This window comes from Pantanalinema rosaneae CENA516 (assembly GCF_050753385.1).
GTDB classification, from domain to species: Bacteria; Cyanobacteriota; Cyanobacteriia; order Leptolyngbyales; family Leptolyngbyaceae; genus Pantanalinema; species Pantanalinema rosaneae.
The window spans coordinates 35,055-52,738 of sequence record NZ_JBLZFZ010000047.1; the positions used below are offsets into that span (position 1 = coordinate 35,055).

Genomic DNA, 17,684 nt, shown 5'->3' on the forward strand with positions numbered 1-17,684 from the left:
CAGACGAGTGTACCCCAAATCATTCATCCCTATTACGAAGGTATCTGGATCAGGGACGAAACGGTAGCCGTGGAACCGAACTCTTTAGGGTGGGATTGCCGCTAGGAGATCAGGACGATCGTTACGGCATGACTCATCCTTCCCTATGCCAGACCATTACGGAAGCATTAAATAGAAAGCTCAGAAGGCGATCAGACTGCTACGCTGAAAGCAGATAATGTTACGTGGATTGTAGAGGCGATTTCCTTGGCCAACGAGGAACAGCTAGCGTTATTACAGCAAGGGGTCGATCAATGGAATCACTGGCGAGCCTTGAATAGCCATATCGCGATCGATCTCAGTGGGGCAGATCTCAGTCATGCCAACCTCAGTGACATCAATTTGTCCCATGCCAACCTGGATGAAGTCGATCTGTGCGGCGCGGATCTTCAGGGAGCTAACTTAAGTGGAGCCAATTTGCATGTGGCGAACCTCAGCCACGCCAATCTCAGTCATGCCAACCTGAAGCAGGCAAGCTTACAAGTGGCAAACCTGGACAAGGCAAACCTGCGCAAAGCCGATCTGGATATGGCGAACTTAAGTTGGGCTGGGTTGATTCGTGCCAATTTAATGGAAGCCAATTTGCATGAGGCAAACCTTCACGAAACCAACCTCAGTGCTGCCAACCTGTATCGTGCCATTATGACCAAAGCTAAATTGGAAGGAACCAACCTACGGGGGGCGATTTTGCCCGATGGTTCCCTGCACTACTAAATCACGGGTAGAATCATGCCTTCCCGAGCCAGCACACTGTTGGGAAAGACAGATTGCACCTGAGCTTCCACATCATCCAAAAAGTCATCGGTATGATTGGGGTCGTGGTGGAAAATCACGGCTTTACTGACATTAGCCGCCTTAGCTAACTTCACGGCCTCCTGCCAGGTCGAGTGACCCCAACCAATTTTGGGTGCTTTGGGGTCGTGATATTCCTCATCGGTATAGCAGGCATCGTAGATCAGCATGTTGGCATCTCGCGCTAGATGCAGCAGATTTTCGTCCAGCCGATCGGGATAATGTTCGGTATCCGTGGCATACACCACCGTCCGCCCATTCCAGGTAATGCGATAGCCCATTGCGGTATTCGGGTGGTTCAATGACCCGGTTTCGATCGTGATGTCATCTAGTTGCATGACATCACCGGGAAACAAATCATAGAACTTGAGATCGGATTGCATCACCTGAATCGGCACCGGGAAATTAGGATGCAGCATTTGGTCACTCAACCGTTGCTTCATCGTGGCACCGTTGGGCGCGATCGCCCCATAAATATGGAAGCAATTGCCCTTAATAAACGCAGGCACAAAAAAGGGAAAGCCCTGAATATGATCCCAATGGGAGTGCGTAAAGAACATATAGGCTTCCACGGGCATCTGTTTGAGCAGACTTTTACCCAACACTCGTAGCCCCGTTCCCCCATCAAAAATCAGCCGCTTACCCCCAATCCGCATTTCGACACAGGAGGTATTGCCGCCATAGCGAACGGTTTCAGCACCAGGAGCCGGAATACTCCCCCGGACACCCCAAAAGTGAACAATAAAATCGGGTGAATGCGTGGCTTCTCCAACCGTTGCATGAGTCGCCTGTGGGTTGGATGTCAATGGGTCAAGCTCTGACATTGTTGATCACGTTAGCCTTTTCTAACAGGTCTGTGTACCGACGAACTTCGAGCAGGCGATTCCGCTCATCCACCAGAACGACGATCGGACAATGATCCTTCAGTTCGTCTGATGAGAGTTGGGCGTAAGTCATCACGATCACACGGTCTCCGGGCATTCCCAGACGAGCCGCCGCACCGTTGAGTTCAACTGCCCCAGATTTGGCAGGAGCCTTAATGGCATAGGTGATCAAACGCTCACCATTGGCCACATTGACAACCTGCACCTGCTCATAAGGTAGAATTCCCGCTGCGTTTAAAATATCCTCATCAATACTTATGCTACCCACATAGTTGAGGTTGGCAGCAGTCAGCACGCAATGATGTATTTTGGCTAAGAGAAGCGTCCGCTGCATAAGGTGAGATCAACGCGGTAGGTGAACCGTGGCAAACGGTTAGGGGATATGTTCCTATCCTATGCGCCACAGCTTAAATTGGGTACAAATGCAACCGTCAGGCATCAGGCTTAACAGTAACTTTAGCAGTTAGAGGCTTAGAACTGTGATCTCTAAGCCTCCTTGTTAAGGTTTAGGGATGAACTGCAATCGAATCGATCGGGGTAGATTATCCTTTTGCACCCGCCTGGATACACTTCTCAACCAGAGGCATAACTTGATCTACATCTTTCCAGCCCAGAATTTCTGTGACTTTTTTCTCCAAATTCTTATAAGTTTTGAAGAATTCAGCAATTTCGTCCAGGCGATGGGAGGCAACATCCGCCAATGACTTGACATTGACATAACGCGGATCTTTATCAGGAACACACAAAATCTTTTCGTCGCGATCGCCGCCGTCTACCATCTCTAACATGCCAATTGGACGGGCTGCAATCACACAGCCTGGGAAGGTCGGTTGATCCATCAACACCATGCCATCCAGAGGATCGCCATCATCGGCCAGGGTATTGGGCACAAAACCATAGTCATAGGGATATTGTACGGAGGAGTAAAGAACGCGATCGAGCGCAAAGGCGTTTAAATCCTTGTCGAACTCATACTTATTCTTACTTCCTGCCGGAATCTCAATCAGGACATTTATCAAACCGGACTTAGGCTGGGCAGGAATACGAGAAAGATCCACAACAACATCTCCTAACTAGCAATTACTGAGGACTGGATACGATCAGTTCCCCATAGCATTGTATCGGCAAGGGGACATCGGCAAATCAGACCAGCCCACGCTGGAGAGCTAGAGCTTACTTCCCCATCTCCCCATCACCCTATCTCCCCATCACCCCATCACCCTATCTCCCCATCACCCCAACTCCCCCACCCAGCCACTCAAGCCTTCCCGATCGATCGCACCAACGGTTCAAACACAGCCAGTAATTCCGGTTGACTCACTACCAGCGTCGGATACGCCCGCCGACTGTAATCCTGACCCGGTTGCAACGGAAAAATTGGTTCCGGTTCTAACGGATGCCAAGTCGCCCCTGCCGCTTGAGTAATTGCCCAAACGGCGGCAATGTCCCAAATTTTAGGAGTCGCTTCGACACCACCCAAAGCTGTCCCCATTGCCACTGTCAGCAGGTTATAGGTAGCAACTCCTAACATGCGGATTTTCGCCGGAAAATCGGGTCGGATAACGGAGGTACTGCGGGCACAGAGATTAAAGAAGTGATTGGCATCCGGTCGATCGCGGCTAACAGTAATCGGGCGATCGTTGAGAAATGCACCTGTCGGCATGTCTAATCCAGAGTTACCCGCCCAGTAGCCATAAAACGACTGTCCCAACGGCGGAATGTGGACATAACCAAATACAGGTGTGCCACGATACAGCAGCCCTAAAGAAATACCCCATAATGGCAAGCCTCGGGCAAAGTTGGTCGTACCATCGAGCGGGTCAATCACCCAACACCAACCGGTATCGGGAAAAATATGCTCGACCTCTTCGCTCAATACTCCGTGGGTGGAAAACTGTGCAGCGATCGCGGTTCGGAGTTCCTGATCAGCCCAGCGATCGGCTTGGGTGACTAAACTACCATCGGCTTTTTCAGCCGCTTGAACTTGCCCAAAATCATGCAGCAGGCGGGTACCCACTCGGTTAGTCGAAGCTCGGGCAAACTCCAGAATCGGTGTCCAGAATTCGATAGGAATACCTCCTTAGTACCAGTATTAATCTAAGTCACTGCCCATCACAGCCGCGATCGCTTCCTTCGCCTTAGTTTGAAATTCCTGCATATTCACCCGACCCAGTAATCCGATCGCAATCAACATTGCCACTGCTTGCAGAATAAACACAAAGCCATAGGCAGCTACCGGGTCAGTGGTCAACTTCTTACTGAGATCTAACAGGGCACCCCCCAATACCGTAGCGCTGCCCCTTGCCAGAGCCTGGGATAAGCCCCAAGCCCCAATAAACATGCCTGCCGTTTCCGTTGCCGTCAAATCCAACATTAATGTGACCGCCCCCGTTGTCGTGACTCCCGAGGCAAGCCCAAACAATAACAGAGCGAGTTGTAGGAATTTGACATTTCCTGTAAAGCCAGACGCAATAATCACGACGATCGACAGTACCACTAATTGACAACCCACATACGCCGTTTGGCGTTTGCCAAGGCGGGGAGTCACCCAAAAGCCAGCCCCAAGAATGCCTAGAAGCGCCCCACCTCCAAAAAAGCTATTCAGGATTGCCGTGTCGCCCGGTGGCATTTTGAACACCTCGCCACCATACGGCTCCAGAATCGTGTCTTGCAGGAACAAACCCAGCGTCATCGCCAGCAAAAAGGAAAAGAAAAACCGAGTTTGGCGGCTTGAGGTGAGAATTTGCCAGGAACGAGCCAGAGTAATATTTTCATTGGCATTGGCGACAGCTTGCCGGTGGCGCATAAACCGAGAATATTTTTGTTCAATACCCCAGGTAGAAATAAACGCCAAGATCACCACCACCAACGGCATGATCACAAACACATTGTTGACACTGGCTTGGATGGTAGTGCCGGAAGGATCCGTCTCTAGACCTTGCAACAATACCTTGATCGCAATCCCGCCGATCGCAATCCCGCCGGTCAACATCGCCCAACCAATCCCGACCACCTTGGCACGATCGGCTTCATCGGTGACATCGACCAACAGAGTAGCAAACGGGGTAGAACTGGAACTGAGGGCAATGCCATATAGCGCAAACACAGCCGCCAAAACGATCGTCCAACCATAGGCACTGCTGCCCCACCCCACGGTGCGAGAAACGGCTCCCACCTGCCACATTACCTGCACCGCGAGATAGGCTAACAAAGCGAAGCAGATCGCACCCGTCAGCACATAGCTCGTGCGATGTAACTTGCCCCAGAGCGGTTTGCGATCGGATAAATGCCCAAACCAAACCCGTAATGGCGACACAAATAGAGTCACTGCCAATACAATACTGGCGATCGTGGCAGGTACTCCCAGTTCCTTGATCATGACGCGGTTCAACAGCCCGGTCAGCAAAACTGACATCATGCCTAAGCCTAGCTGAAATAGCCCCAAGCGCAACATGATCGCCAGCGTAATTCGCGGCAGTTGGTAGGCTGCAACAGGTTGTTCCACTGGTGCTTCCACTGGTGGTTCCAGGGGCTGTCCCACCGATTGTTCAGGTGGCGAATTAGAAAAATCACCCGTTTCCATAACCGATTTCCCAAAAACTGCGAGGAATGTAAAGCTAAGTAACGTTCAACCGACGTATCTAGTTAGGATATTTTGTCAAATTTTGTGGCAACTTAAGAGAGATGAAATCTAGACTACTTCATTGGTTTCCAGATTCTATAGCCCAAGTGGAGATAACATTTTTCAATCCCAGCGATACACTCAAGATGTAACGAAAGTTTAAGGGAGGCGATCGCGTGCAAACAGCGACCCAAACCGTCACACTCGGTCAAACCAATATTACCGTTCCCGCCCTGGGGATTGGCACCTGGGCATGGGGCGACAATTTATTTTGGAGCTATGGCAAAGAGTATGGGGCTGAACAGGTACAAGCCGCTTTTAACACTGCTGTTGCTGAGGGCATTACCTTCTTTGATACGGCAGAGGTTTATGGGTTTGGCGAATCGGAACGGTTGTTGGGACAGTTCATGCAACATACCGATCAACCGATTCAAATCGCCACCAAATACTTTCCGCTGCCCTGGCGGTTTAATGCCCAGGCGGTTGCCGATGCCCTGGATGCCAGTCTTCAGCGCTTACAAGTGAACCAGGTTGCCCTCTATCAAGTCCATGCGCCGCTAGATTTCTTCCTGGGGCAGAAAAGTTTAATGAACGCCCTGGCAAATGCCGTTGAACAAGGCAAAATTGGCGCGATCGGGGTGAGTAATTATTCCGCCCAGCAAATGCGACAGGCGCACCAACTGCTTGCCGAACGGGGGATTCCCTTAGCTGTTAATCAGGTACGCTATTCGCTGCTGACTCGCCAGATTGAATCGAATGGCATTTTGGAGACTGCCCGCGAATTAGGCATCACGATCCTTGCCTATAGTCCTCTGGCACAGGGATTATTGACTGGGAAATATACGGTTGATCACTCGGCAGCGCTCACAGGTGCCCGTCGGTTAGATCCTCGGTTCAATCACAGCGGATTAGCCAAGATTGCCCCGTTAATCACCGCCTTGCAAAAAATTGGGGAAGCTCACCAACGCACTCCCGCCCAAGTTGCCCTGAACTGGCTGATGGCTCAAGGCAATGTGATTCCAATTCCAGGGGCGAAGACGGCTGACCAGGCTCGCCAAAATGCCGGAGCATTAGGATGGAATTTAACCCGCAGCGAACTGGAACAGTTGTCTGACCTCAGCCGAGCCTGGAAGTAATTGCGATCGCTTCAGGGGATGTCGTACCCTGATCCTTACATGGGTCAGCCAATCACCGAAATTCCCTCATCCGCGATCGCACCACTGGCAATGGGTAACTCTAGCGTAAATTCTGTCCAGCCATTCGCACTGCTCACCTGAATCGTGCCGCCCAGTTGGATCACAAGCCGTTGGACTAAGGCTAACCCCAATCCGGTGCCTCCCTGTTTCCAGCGATCGCCATTCGGCACCCGATAAAACTTATCAAACACCCGTGGTATATCCGTCGCCGGAATTTCTGCCTGGTTCCGCACGACAAATCGAACAGACTGGGGTATGGGTGCATCCGGCAGCATTGGGCTGGCAGCAACGGCATAGCTCATCGTCAAGGCAATGGCACCCTGGGGTGGCGTATACTTGCAGGCATTATTCAGTAGCTCGGCTAACACCCGCTCTAAACTGGCACGATCGGACAACATGGTTAAAGACTGACTGGGTAACTCCATCTGAAAGGTTTGTTGCCGTTCCTGTATGCGGGATTGAAACGGGGATACCAGGTCAGTCAGGCAAGCCTCCAGTGCGATCGGTTCGAGTGTCATGGCATAGGATGCCGCTTCCAACCGTTGTAGATCTAATAAATCATTGATCAGTTCAATTTCCCGGATACATTCAGATTGCAAAATTCCCAGGTATTGGGACTGGCGTTCTGGGGTGGTGGCATGTTTCAGCATGTGAATTGCCATTTTCATGTTAGACATGGGAGTCCGCAATTCATGGGACACCGTACTGAGAAAGTCATCTTTGAGTTGGTTCAGTTCTTCCAGAGCCGCCACCTGCGCCTGTGCGGTTTGATATAACCGAGCCTGCCGCACCGCGATCGCGCATTGATTTGCCACCTGTTGCACCAAGCGAATCTCCAGATTACTAAAGCAATCGGCGGCTGGTTTGAATAACCAGAGATCACCAATCACCCCCTGGTCGTCTACCATTGGGCACACCAACGCCGTATGGTAGTCTTTGAAGGGGCGGATGTTACTCGTGACATTGCGGCAAAATTGAAAATACTGTGCCTGCAACAATTGCCCATACAGTTCGGGTAAATCTACCATGCGGAAGACCGTGTCCTTTGCCGGAGTCATGCTACCCCGGATCGACTCATAGCGAATGGTGGAAGTATGCTGGTTCAGGTCATACAGCGCCGCATCACACGCATTCACATCTAAGCCCAGAGCTAACTCTTGCACCGCCGTTTGCAAAATTTGGTCTTCATCCAGGCTGTCACGTACCGCATCGGTAATCCGTTTAAGCAACGCTTCAAACTGGAGCGACTGTTGCAGTTGGATGGTGCGTTCCTGCACTTGCCGTTCTAGATCTGCTGCCAGAGTTTGCACCTGACGATACAGTTCGGATTGTTGGATGGCGATCGCCACCTGCGTTGCCAATTGTTCTAAAAGATTAATTTCCCAGGTTTTCCATTGCCGGGACGACGAGCATTGATGCGTGACTACAATGCCCCAAAGTTGTTCGCCATGCAAAATCGGAACCCCTAGCAAGGCTTGGATTTGCCACTGATTCGGCTGGCGAAGACAGGGAATCAGACGCTCTAGCTGAGCCGGATCGGCACACACAACATTCCTGCCCTGAGAGTAATAGTCCCTTTGCAGTTGCTGAAACCAATCCGCCTGCGCCTGCCAACCCAACACCGATCGCCAGTCCCCTTCTACGGATTCCGCCGTGACTATTCCACCCTGGTTAGCGTCAATTTGAAAGATAATTACCCGATCGGCCTGGAGTAGCTGGCGCACCTCAGATACCGTTGTATTCAGAACATCATCCAAATTGAGTGATTGCCGAATGCGCCGAGCGATCACTCCCATCAATTGTTCCCGCTCTGCCTGTTGTCGCAGCGCCGCTTCTGTTTGTTTGCGATCGCTAATATCTTTCGTAAAGCAATGATGCCCAATTAAGCGATCGTGCCAGTCATAGGCTGCCACCATGACAATTTCTTGATGAAAGGTTGAGCCATCCTGCCGTAGTCCTCTCACCTCTACCGCCGCCTTCCCTTCAGCGAGTAATTGCTGATGCGCTGCCAACAGAACTGGCACATCCTCGGGAACAACAGTGGTTTCCCAATTTATGCCAATCATAGCTTCTGCTACATAGCCCAAAGCCGCCGCATAGGCTCGGTTTAACGCCACAAACCGCCCCTCTGGATCAATCCGGGCAATCCCTTCCACGGCATTTCCCAAAGCAGTACTCATTTCCAGCAATTCTGCCTGGGCTTGCTTACGATCGGTAATATCGGGAAAAAAGATCGACAGTCCATCGGAGGACGGAAAAATTCGTACCTCAAACCAGGCATTCAGGGCAGGAAAAAATTCTTCAAAGGTTCTGGGAACCTGCTGTTCCAACGCCCGATAACATTCACGCTCCAGGGTGGAACCGACGAAATTAGGGCAAACCAACCAGAAGTTTTGTCCTAACAATTCGGCTTGCGATCGCTGTAACACTTGCACTGCCCGCTGGTTCAGGTAGGTAAACCGCCACTCCGTATCTAATGAGATAAAGGCATCCGTAATACTTTCCAGAATGTTAGCAATCTGCCGATTGGCAGAGCGTAAGGCTTCCTCCACCTGCTTGCGCTCGGTAATATCGTGACAGTTGACGACCACCCCGCGAATCGCCGGATCATGCAACAGACTGGTAGCAACCGCCTCAAAAATACACCAGGAACCATTGCCATGCTGGACTCGATATTCGATCGCCGATTGCCCCATACCGGGGGTTTGAATTGCCGCCTGCAACACTTGCAGAATCAGGGCAGCATCGGCGGGATGGACAAACTCCAGGGCACTGCGTCCAATCACATCCTCTAAGGTGTAGCCCAATACCCGGTAAGCCGAAGGACTACAATAGCGAAACACCCCCTGCTGATCCAGAATCACAATAATATCGGTGGCATTTTCAATCAGCGATCGAAACTGCGGTTCGCTGTCCTGCCATGCCGTTTCTTCCCACCGTTGCTCGCCACCATGCCCTGAAGGGAGCAATGGTTCAGGCTCAGAAAGTACCGCAGGCTGATGTTCTCGATCAGCGTGGGCTTGCTGCGGTTGAGAGGCTTGCCGAGACGATCGGTGCTGAGAGTTGTCTGTTCGTTGGCGTTTTGGTTCAGCCATCCACAAAATCCGCTACTTTTGTCCCAGGCTCATATCCCAAGCTCGCAGCTTTTACTCAACAAAAAATTCTTTATGGCTGTAGTCTGACACGAAATTCTAAAGAACGCATAGAGGTTTACTAGGGTTGGGAAAACTGCTCTGATTGTTGCCAAAACTTACAGACGGCATACGCCATTGTCACCACCCCTGTGACGATCGCCGTTTCATCTACCTCAAACTGAGGATGATGCAACGGATAATTATGCCGATCTTTGAAGCCGACCCCTAAGCGAAACATACTGCCGGGTGCATGTTGCAAGTACACCGAAAAATCCTCTGCACCTAAAGAGGGTTCCTGAATAATCTCCACGCCATGACTGCCCCAGGCTTCCTGCGCTGCCGACTCCAACAACTGAGTCAACCCCATATCATTCTGTACCGAGGGCACTCCCCGCCGATAGTTGACGGTATAGCGAGCGTTATACGGCTGACAGGCTCCCGCCACGATTTTCTCAATCCACTCTGGTAGATTAGCATTAGTTTCGGGATGCAGCGATCGCACCGTTCCCAAGAGCTGCACCTGATCGGCAATCACATTCGGTGCCCGACCGCCATTAATTTGCCCGATCGTCAGCACGACGGGATACAGCGGATTTTGGGTACGACTGATCGCCTGTTGTAATGTGGTAACTACTTGCGAGGCAATCCAGATCGCATCGATCGCCTCATGGGGTCGGGCACCATGCCCTGATTCACCCAGAATCATAATTTCCAGGTCATCGGCGGCGGCTGTCAGTGCCCCATAGCGAATGCCCACCGTTCCCGCCGGAAGCGAGGGAAACACATGCAGCGAGAAAATGCCACTGACGTGATCCATCACCCCATCCTGCACCATCCAGTTCGCACCCTGGGCAATCTCTTCGGCGGGTTGAAACAGAAATCGGACATTTCCCGGCAACGCGTCCCCTAACTGCGACAGGATCATGGCAGTCCCTAATCCCACGGTCGTATGCACATCATGTCCACAGGCGTGCATCATACCCAGTTGGCGCGAGGCAAACTCTAATCCGGTGCGTTCCTGAATGGGTAGGGCATCCATATCGGTGCGAATTGCCAGTAGCCGATCGTCACTGCCCTGTCCCAGCAACTCCCCAATCACACCAACCCTGCCGACCCCCTCCTTAACGTGCAACCCGCACGATGATAAAACTCCAGCGACATAAGCGGCTGTTTGTAACTCCTGCCCACTCAACTCGGGATGACTATGTAAGTGGCGACGAATTTCGATCAAGCGGGGAGCTAATTGGGCGGCCAGGTCTTTAATTCGGGTCAGCATGTATCGATCGTGTGTGCTTTCTCCTATGATACCTGCCAGAAAAGTTTGCTAAGACTTGTTAAGAGAATTGCTACCCATTCGCGATCAACCAGTTCAGGACAATCGCTCTGGTCGATCGGCAGGAGATCGGCTAGTTTGGGTCAGGTGGATGAGGAAATTTATGGCAAGAGAGCGTATGCATTGGTTTCGGGTCGCCCTCCAACTGAAAGGGTCGGTCATTCCGTCTGTGATCGGGCGAACCACCCTTTGCGGGATTTTCGGCATTTTTGTTTCTGGTTTAGGGCAGTTAGGGGTGCCCGTTGCCCTGCCCGTATTAGCCAGTCTGATCCCCAACATCGTTCTCGGTTTGCTTCTCGTCTTTCGGACAAACACCGCCTACGATCGCTTTTGGGAAGGACGGAAATGTTGGGGCGGCATTGTTAATACCAGTCGCAACCTGGCACGCCAGATCTGGATTACGATCGCGGCTCATACTCCGGGTGAACGAGCGGGTAAGATTGCCACTCTACGGTTAATTGTCGCCTTTGCCGTTGCCACTAAGCTACATTTGCGGCAAGAACCGATTAATTCTGAGCTAGATGCTTTAATGCCGTCTGAGTATTACTTCAAGCTCCAGAGTATGAACCATCCCCCGCTGCAAATTGCCTTTTGGATTGGTGATTATCTACAACAGCAAGCCGATCGGGGCTTGTTAGATAGCCACCAATTAGCCGCCATGCAAAACTTACTCAACATCTTAGTCGATGCGTTAGGGGGGTGTGAGCGGATTCTCCGCACTCCCATGCCTCTGGCATACGCAATTCACCTGAAACAACTACTCCTGCTCTACTGCTTATCTTTGCCGTTTCAAATGGTCGATAACCTGGGCTGGTGGACTGGGCCCGTCGTAGGTTTGATTAGCTTCACCCTGTTTGGCATCGAGGAAATTGGGATCGAGATTGAAAATCCCTTTGGTCATGATCCTAATGATCTCCCTCTAGATGCGATCTGTGCCACGATGCTGCGGAATATTGAAGATCTAATTAGCCTCAGTCCCAATAGTGAACAAATTCAGCCCGGTAGTCAGTACAACCGATTGGATGAAAGCAGTTGGCAACAAGCCGCCAACGGGTAACTCTATCCAACACCACCCAGGCGATCGAAAACTGCCTTAAAATGAGAGTTTGGTTGATTTGATCCAGTCTTTTTAGAGTCACGTTACATGACCGTTTCGCCGCACCGTCACCGCCGCTATCACATCACCACCTTTGGTTGCCAGATGAACAAAGCCGATTCCGAACGAATGGCTGGCATTCTGGAGGAGATTGGATATGAATGGGCAGAGGAACCCGATCAAGCCGATCTGATCCTCTATAACACCTGCACAATTCGGGACAACGCCGAACAAAAAGTCTACTCCTACTTGGGTAGACAGGCGAAACGGAAACAGGAACAACCCGATTTAACCCTGGTCGTCGCGGGCTGTGTGGCGCAACAGGAAGGGGAGAAATTGCTCCGCCGAGTGCCCGAATTAGATTTGGTCATGGGACCTCAACATGCCAACCGCCTGCGTGACCTGCTGGAAGAAGTGCTGAATGGGAGCCAGGTGGTGGCTACAGAAGCCGTTCATATTCTGGAGGACATCACCAAACCCCGCCGCGATAGTGCCGTCACCGCCTGGGTGAATGTGATCTATGGCTGTAATGAGCGGTGTACTTACTGTGTGGTTCCGAATGTTCGAGGCGTGGAACAATCGCGCACCCCAGAAGCGATCCGAGCAGAAATGGCGGAACTCGGTCGCCAGGGGTACAAAGAAGTGACGTTACTCGGACAGAATATTGATGCCTATGGGCGCGATTTACCGGGAGTCACCGCCGAGGGTCGCCACCAGCACACGTTGACTGACCTGTTGTATTACATTCATGATGTGCCAGGAGTCGAACGGCTGCGGTTTGCGACCAGCCATCCCCGGTATTTCACCGAACGGCTGATTCGTGCCTGTGCTGAATTACCGAAGGTTTGTGAACACTTCCATATTCCGTTTCAGTCCGGCGACAACGAGATTCTTAAGGCAATGGCACGCGGGTATACCCAGGAACGCTACCGTCGCATTATTGACCAGATTCGTAACTATATGCCGGATGCCGCGATTAGTGCCGATGCGATCGTTGGCTTCCCGGGCGAAACCGAAGCCCAATTTGAACAGACCTTGAAACTGGTGGAAGAGATTGGCTTTGACCAATTGAACACGGCTGCCTATTCCCCCCGTCCGGGTACTCCTGCCGCTATTTGGGAGAATCAACTCAGCGACGAGGTGAAAAGCGATCGCCTGCAACGCTTGAATCATTTAGTCTCCATCAAAGCCGCCGAGCGATCGCAGCGCTACCTGGGGCGAATCGAGGAGGTACTGGTGGAGGAGCAGAATGCCAAAGAACCGACTCAAGTCATGGGGCGGACTCGGGGCAATCGCCTGACCTTCTTCCCCGGTGATTTGACCACACTCAAGGGAAAGGTCGTGCAGGTCAAGATTACGGAAGTCCGCGCCTTCAGCCTCACTGGAGAAATGGTGTATTGACAACTCCCCGTCCTAAAGGAGCGGGGATTCTTGGTTCATCGGGATAGCTCATGCTACTTGCCCTCCCCAAAATTCATTGCGATGTGCCCCACCGCTGTATTGAGAAAATCTTTTTTCGCTCCCCAGGAGCCAAGCTTTCTCAGGAGAATACGCCCTTGCGAGACAGGTTCCTCCGCTCTATGGCGTGAGCCTCTGCCTGTGTTGCGTAGTTCCATTTTATCAAAAGCCGTCCTGGAAGGACGAGGCTTGTATCCCATTCTTTCGGTCAACTTAGCGTTTCGGCGGGAAGTAAATCGTCGGATACCAGCTTTGATGCAAAATTTCCACACACAGGCTAGGAGCCGAATATTCCAGGATGGCATTGCGATCGGTGGAAGAAACCACGATCGCGCTGATATCCGCCAGATAGGCTGCCTTAAACAATTCCACCACCGGATCGCCACAACGGACTTCCGAATGTACCTTGAGGTTTAAGGGTTCCAATTCTGCCTGGACGGTGGCTAACTCATCCTTTGCTGCTTTAATCATCGGTTCCTTAGGAATCGATCGTCGCCCCGCATCACTGATCACCCAACAGAGATAACAACTGGCTAAGGCGGAGTCAGGTTGCCGACTGGCATAATGTTTCACCTGCTCTACCATATATTTCGCCGTATCACTGCCGTTATAAGCCAGTAACACCTCTCGAAACAAATGGCGACACCGCAGATCCAATTCCTCAGAAGTATAGGTGGCAACCAATTGCGGGCGGATAGTCATTACAGGAACCGTTGTGCGCTTAAACAATTCCCTCGCCGTAGAACCAAACAATTGCTCGGACACCGTATTCCGAGGCGGCGTTCCCACCATAATCAAGTCAATCTGGTGCTGTTTGGCAAATCGGAGAATATCGTCGATCGCCTTGCCTGAATCCACCACAACCTTCACTTCCATTCCCGCCGGGACGGAGTCTAGAGCAGGCTGGAGGATTGCCTTTGCCTGAGCCGTTTTTTCCTCATCGATCCGGGGAATGGCACCACTCTGCCAAAACGGCACACTATGTAAAAACGTGATATGCCGAATGCCACCTGCTGCCAGACTGGGAACAAAATGCACGAGACGATGCAGCGCATCAGAAAAGTCGGTAGCAATAAGCAATCGCTGAAACATAACCTGGTGACCAGAAAATTCTCTACTGCCTGTGCCCCTAACGTAACATGTTCACCCGGACTGACACAGCCTCTATTATTCCTCTGATCCGAGTAATGACGTGGCAGCACACAGCAGATCGATCGCCTGATCGGCGTTAATTAACCGCTTTAAGACAACCTGACCAATGCTTTGGGCAGTCCGCTCTAACTGGGCAGGGGTTTCTGGCTTCACTTCTACCATGAGTACGGCATCTTCTACCCGATACAGCCAGAGTTTTTCGCCATTCTCCCAAATACATAGATTGATCTGTTCAATTTGGGGTTTGCGTCGCCAGGCGCTCTCATTCCACAATCCCCCCATCTCCCAGACCCGACCCACAATCCATCCATCTGATAGAAAAAAGTACTTCACAGACGCGTTTTGCAATGGGATCTGATCACACGATGACTAATGATTAATCGGAGTTCCTACCGCAGCATTACCAGGTTGCTTCCAAATAATTTGGCGGCGTTGCGGATCAATCCGATTACTTTGCTCCTGCATAATTTCTCGCGTTTGACTGGGATCAAAGTAATAGTTAAAACTGGCTTGGACTCGTTGTACTCGATCGCTGGTAGATTGTACCGCCGCCTGAAGCTCTTGCAGCCGAACTTCCTGACTGGAACGGTAAGGAATCAATTGGATCAGCGCCGCAGTAGCCGCCACCGACACTACCACATTCACCGCCAACTTCGCCGAGGCTTCATAGACGATCGCCCGGTAAGCATGTCGTTGTTTCTGCCGAGAATTCGCCTTCGGAACAACCCGTAGCGGTCTAACAGGCTGTGGCTGGGGTCTGGATGGCTTAAGTGCGTACATGGTGGTCGATCCGGTCTCCTAATGGATAGGGGGGCTAGGAGCTAGGGAGGAATAAATTCACCCCGGCTGCCGGTCAAGCGCGACTGGCGTTCTGGCATGAAGCAGTATATGGGAGAATCTCGTTCTTGGGAAGATAGTTATCAACAAAATAATCGCTCTCCAACTATCCACGGTTGAGTTTGATCAAACCCTCTAGTTCTATCAAGTCAGATGCTAAACTCGGTAATCTCCTAAACAACAGAGAACCTGTCCTGACAGGTCAGTCCTACAGATAGATTACCCATTCCCAACTAGAAACATGTCTATCCAGGAGAGTAACCGAGGCAATTGTAGAACCAAACTGTCAAAACAGGCTAACCATATCGTGACAAATAGATGCTATTTGTAAAGCTCTGTCGCCAGACGGAATGCCATAATGCCAGGAAGCAGGGCAACGACTAAAGCAACAAAGATTTGGCTATCTGATAAAGACATGGTTTTAAGACTCCTTTTTTCAGGGGTTGTAAAGGTTTATGGTTTCATAATGTCGGAAAAAATTGCCGTTTGCCGTCGATCTTGTTACAAGTTGCAACAGAACCCGTGGCATGGCATGTGTACTAAGATCAAGTTTTAAGATTGTTAAATGATCGATCAACTCCTGGAACTTTCACCCAACTTCGGGCTGGATACATTATTACTACTACCAGTTCTCATCGCATTAGAAGCAGTATTGTCGGCGGATAACGCGATCGCCCTGGCAGCCATAACTCAGGGATTGCATGATCCCGCCCTACAACGACGGGCACTCAACATTGGGCTGGTACTTGCGTATGTTTTACGCATGAGCCTAATCTTGACTGCCAGTTGGGTATTGCGATTTTGGCAATTTGAGTTAGCTGGAGCGCTGTATTTACTGTGGCTAGTGTTCCAGTATTTTTCCTCATCATCGGATGATGCGGGAGAACATGCCCACCATGGGCCCCGATTTAACTCCCTATGGCAAGCAATTCCCATCATTGCCGTCACGGATCTAGCATTTTCTCTAGATAGCGTTACTACAGCGATCGCCGTGTCCCGTGATTTGGCAATTATTCTGCTGGGAGCGACGATCGGCATTGTGACCCTGCGATTCATGGCAGGATTATTCATTCGTTGGTTAGACGAATTTACCCATCTGGAAGATGCCGGTTACATCACGGTGGCCTTAGTCGGACTGCGCTTACTACTGCGGGTGATCAATGACCAACTCGTACCACCAGAATGGCTCATGGTCAGCGTGATTGGGTTAATTTTCCTCTGGGGGTTCTCTAAGCGCACAGATATAGAAGCGGCAGAAACCGTGTCGTCCGAGACTCAAGGCGTTAATCCAGTGCCGGAAACCCAAGAAACTCCGATCGAAACTAAAAACTAGATGGGTCGGTCAATCGCTCCCAGGTTAGTTCTGCCCCCTCTAAATGCCATCGCAGTAAATTGGCAGGTTGCCCAATATAATTCGTGGTCAGTCCGATCGCCTGCCGGGGAGCAGTGGTTGCCAGGGAGATCGCCCTTTCTACCGGACAACTGCCCCACTGCACCAGGTTTTGTACTCCAACTAATAGCGGCAAGGTGGTGCCAGAGAGCGTCCCATTTAACAATCGCGCCGTTCCCTGTTTCACCTCAATCTGCCGTTCATCCCAGGGATACAGACCATCGGGCAATCCCAGCGGGGAGAGGGCATCACTGACCAGAAACATGCCCGCATCATAGCCACTGGCTTGCAGTATCACCTGAAGCATGATCGGATCCACATGTTGTCCATCAGCAATCAACCCACAACGCACATCAGGATGGACGATCGCCGCTCCAAGTAATCCGGGTTCGCGGTGGTGCAATCCCGGCATGGCATTAAAGGCATGGGTCACCATCGTCGCCCCTTGCTGAAACGCCTGGTTTGCCTGAGCCGCCGTTGCCAGCGAATGTCCCAAACTCACCGTAATCCCCAGCGATCGCAGGTAGGGAATCACTTCCCCGGTAGGATCCAATTCGGGAGCCAGGGTGATCACTTTGACTAAGCTGGCATAGTCGCCTAATACACGTTTGACGGTATCGATCGTTAGCGGTTGTAAGTATTCAGCCGGATGGGCACCCCGTTTTTCTGGGTTCAGAAAGGGACCTTCCAGGTGAACGCCGAGGATTTGGGCGGAGGGAGAGGGGGGAGAGGCTGTCTCTTATACACATCT

Annotated in this window: 17 protein-coding genes; 5 read left to right on the top strand and 12 right to left on the bottom strand. The window is 51.4% G+C overall.

Going from position 1 to position 17,684, the window contains the following annotated elements; genetic code table 11:
- Positions 1–246 precede the first annotated feature (246 nt).
- Positions 247–753: a pentapeptide repeat-containing protein gene (locus tag ACN4EK_RS23015; protein ID WP_431660648.1), complete on the top strand. Its 507-nt coding sequence runs from the start codon at positions 247–249 to the stop codon at positions 751–753.
- Here the strand turns inward: ACN4EK_RS23015 and ACN4EK_RS23020 are convergent.
- The 5 genes from ACN4EK_RS23020 to ACN4EK_RS23040 all read right to left on the bottom strand — a co-directional run bounded on the left by ACN4EK_RS23020 (position 750) and on the right by ACN4EK_RS23040 (position 5,298).
- On the bottom strand, positions 750–1,655 hold the full coding sequence (locus ACN4EK_RS23020; RefSeq protein ID WP_431660649.1) for an MBL fold metallo-hydrolase: 906 nt from the start codon (positions 1,653–1,655) through the stop codon (positions 750–752). The two genes, ACN4EK_RS23015 and ACN4EK_RS23020, sit on opposite strands and share 4 nt — an antisense overlap.
- Positions 1,642–2,049 (bottom strand): aspartate 1-decarboxylase, encoded by a 408-nt coding sequence (gene panD, locus ACN4EK_RS23025; protein ID WP_431660650.1) that lies wholly within the window; start codon positions 2,047–2,049, stop codon positions 1,642–1,644. Before panD ends, ACN4EK_RS23020 begins: the two co-directional genes overlap by 14 nt.
- A gap of 208 nt (positions 2,050–2,257) precedes the next feature.
- Positions 2,258–2,773 carry an inorganic diphosphatase gene (locus ACN4EK_RS23030; protein WP_431660651.1) on the bottom strand — a complete coding sequence of 172 codons (516 nt, stop codon included), beginning with the start codon at positions 2,771–2,773 and terminating at the stop codon, positions 2,258–2,260.
- A gap of 200 nt (positions 2,774–2,973) precedes the next feature.
- Positions 2,974–3,789 (bottom strand): inositol monophosphatase family protein, encoded by an 816-nt coding sequence (locus ACN4EK_RS23035; RefSeq protein WP_431660664.1) that lies wholly within the window; start codon positions 3,787–3,789, stop codon positions 2,974–2,976.
- An 18-nt stretch (positions 3,790–3,807) separates the two neighbouring features.
- Positions 3,808–5,298, bottom strand: a complete 1,491-nt coding sequence (locus tag ACN4EK_RS23040; protein ID WP_431660652.1) for a BCD family MFS transporter — start codon at positions 5,296–5,298, stop codon at positions 3,808–3,810.
- Between the two features lie 215 nt (positions 5,299–5,513).
- Between ACN4EK_RS23040 and ACN4EK_RS23045 the strand changes: the two genes are divergently transcribed.
- Positions 5,514–6,473 (top strand): aldo/keto reductase, encoded by a 960-nt coding sequence (locus tag ACN4EK_RS23045; protein ID WP_431660653.1) that lies wholly within the window; start codon positions 5,514–5,516, stop codon positions 6,471–6,473.
- Positions 6,474–6,517: 44 nt separating this feature from the next.
- Here ACN4EK_RS23045 and ACN4EK_RS23050 read toward each other — a convergent pair whose 3' ends face one another.
- Complete coding sequence (locus ACN4EK_RS23050) at positions 6,518–9,628, bottom strand: sensor histidine kinase (RefSeq protein ID WP_431660654.1); 3,111 nt, start codon at positions 9,626–9,628, stop codon at positions 6,518–6,520.
- Between the two features lie 118 nt (positions 9,629–9,746).
- A complete protein-coding gene (locus ACN4EK_RS23055; RefSeq protein WP_431660655.1) occupies positions 9,747–10,943 on the bottom strand; it encodes a M20 family metallopeptidase in 1,197 nt (398 codons plus the stop codon).
- A gap of 160 nt (positions 10,944–11,103) precedes the next feature.
- Here ACN4EK_RS23055 and ACN4EK_RS23060 point away from each other — a divergent pair, with 160 nt between their 5' ends.
- Positions 11,104–12,057 (top strand): bestrophin family protein, encoded by a 954-nt coding sequence (locus ACN4EK_RS23060; protein ID WP_431660656.1) that lies wholly within the window; start codon positions 11,104–11,106, stop codon positions 12,055–12,057.
- 87 nt (positions 12,058–12,144) lie between these two features.
- A complete protein-coding gene (miaB, locus tag ACN4EK_RS23065; RefSeq protein ID WP_431660657.1) occupies positions 12,145–13,497 on the top strand; it encodes a tRNA (N6-isopentenyl adenosine(37)-C2)-methylthiotransferase MiaB in 1,353 nt (450 codons plus the stop codon).
- Between the two features lie 270 nt (positions 13,498–13,767).
- On the opposite strand, the gene ACN4EK_RS23070 is transcribed toward miaB, so the two are convergent.
- The 4 genes from ACN4EK_RS23070 to psaM form a co-directional block, all read right to left on the bottom strand.
- Positions 13,768–14,646, bottom strand: a complete 879-nt coding sequence (locus ACN4EK_RS23070) for a universal stress protein (protein WP_431660658.1) — start codon at positions 14,644–14,646, stop codon at positions 13,768–13,770.
- A gap of 75 nt (positions 14,647–14,721) precedes the next feature.
- Entirely contained in the window at positions 14,722–15,039 is a 318-nt protein-coding gene (locus ACN4EK_RS23075) for a hypothetical protein (protein ID WP_431660659.1), read from the bottom strand.
- A 36-nt stretch (positions 15,040–15,075) separates the two neighbouring features.
- Positions 15,076–15,486 (bottom strand): slr1601 family putative cell division protein, encoded by a 411-nt coding sequence (locus ACN4EK_RS23080; protein ID WP_431660660.1) that lies wholly within the window; start codon positions 15,484–15,486, stop codon positions 15,076–15,078.
- Positions 15,487–15,864: 378 nt separating this feature from the next.
- A complete protein-coding gene (gene psaM / locus ACN4EK_RS23085) occupies positions 15,865–15,960 on the bottom strand; it encodes a photosystem I reaction center subunit XII (protein WP_431660661.1) in 96 nt (31 codons plus the stop codon).
- Between the two features lie 148 nt (positions 15,961–16,108).
- Between psaM and ACN4EK_RS23090 the strand changes: the two genes are divergently transcribed.
- Positions 16,109–16,876: a TerC family protein gene (locus ACN4EK_RS23090; protein WP_431660662.1), complete on the top strand. Its 768-nt coding sequence runs from the start codon at positions 16,109–16,111 to the stop codon at positions 16,874–16,876.
- Here the strand turns inward: ACN4EK_RS23090 and ACN4EK_RS23095 are convergent.
- Positions 16,866–17,507 carry a hypothetical protein gene (locus ACN4EK_RS23095; RefSeq protein WP_431660663.1) on the bottom strand — a complete coding sequence of 214 codons (642 nt, stop codon included), beginning with the start codon at positions 17,505–17,507 and terminating at the stop codon, positions 16,866–16,868. The two genes, ACN4EK_RS23090 and ACN4EK_RS23095, sit on opposite strands and share 11 nt — an antisense overlap.
- Positions 17,508–17,684 lie beyond the last annotated feature (177 nt).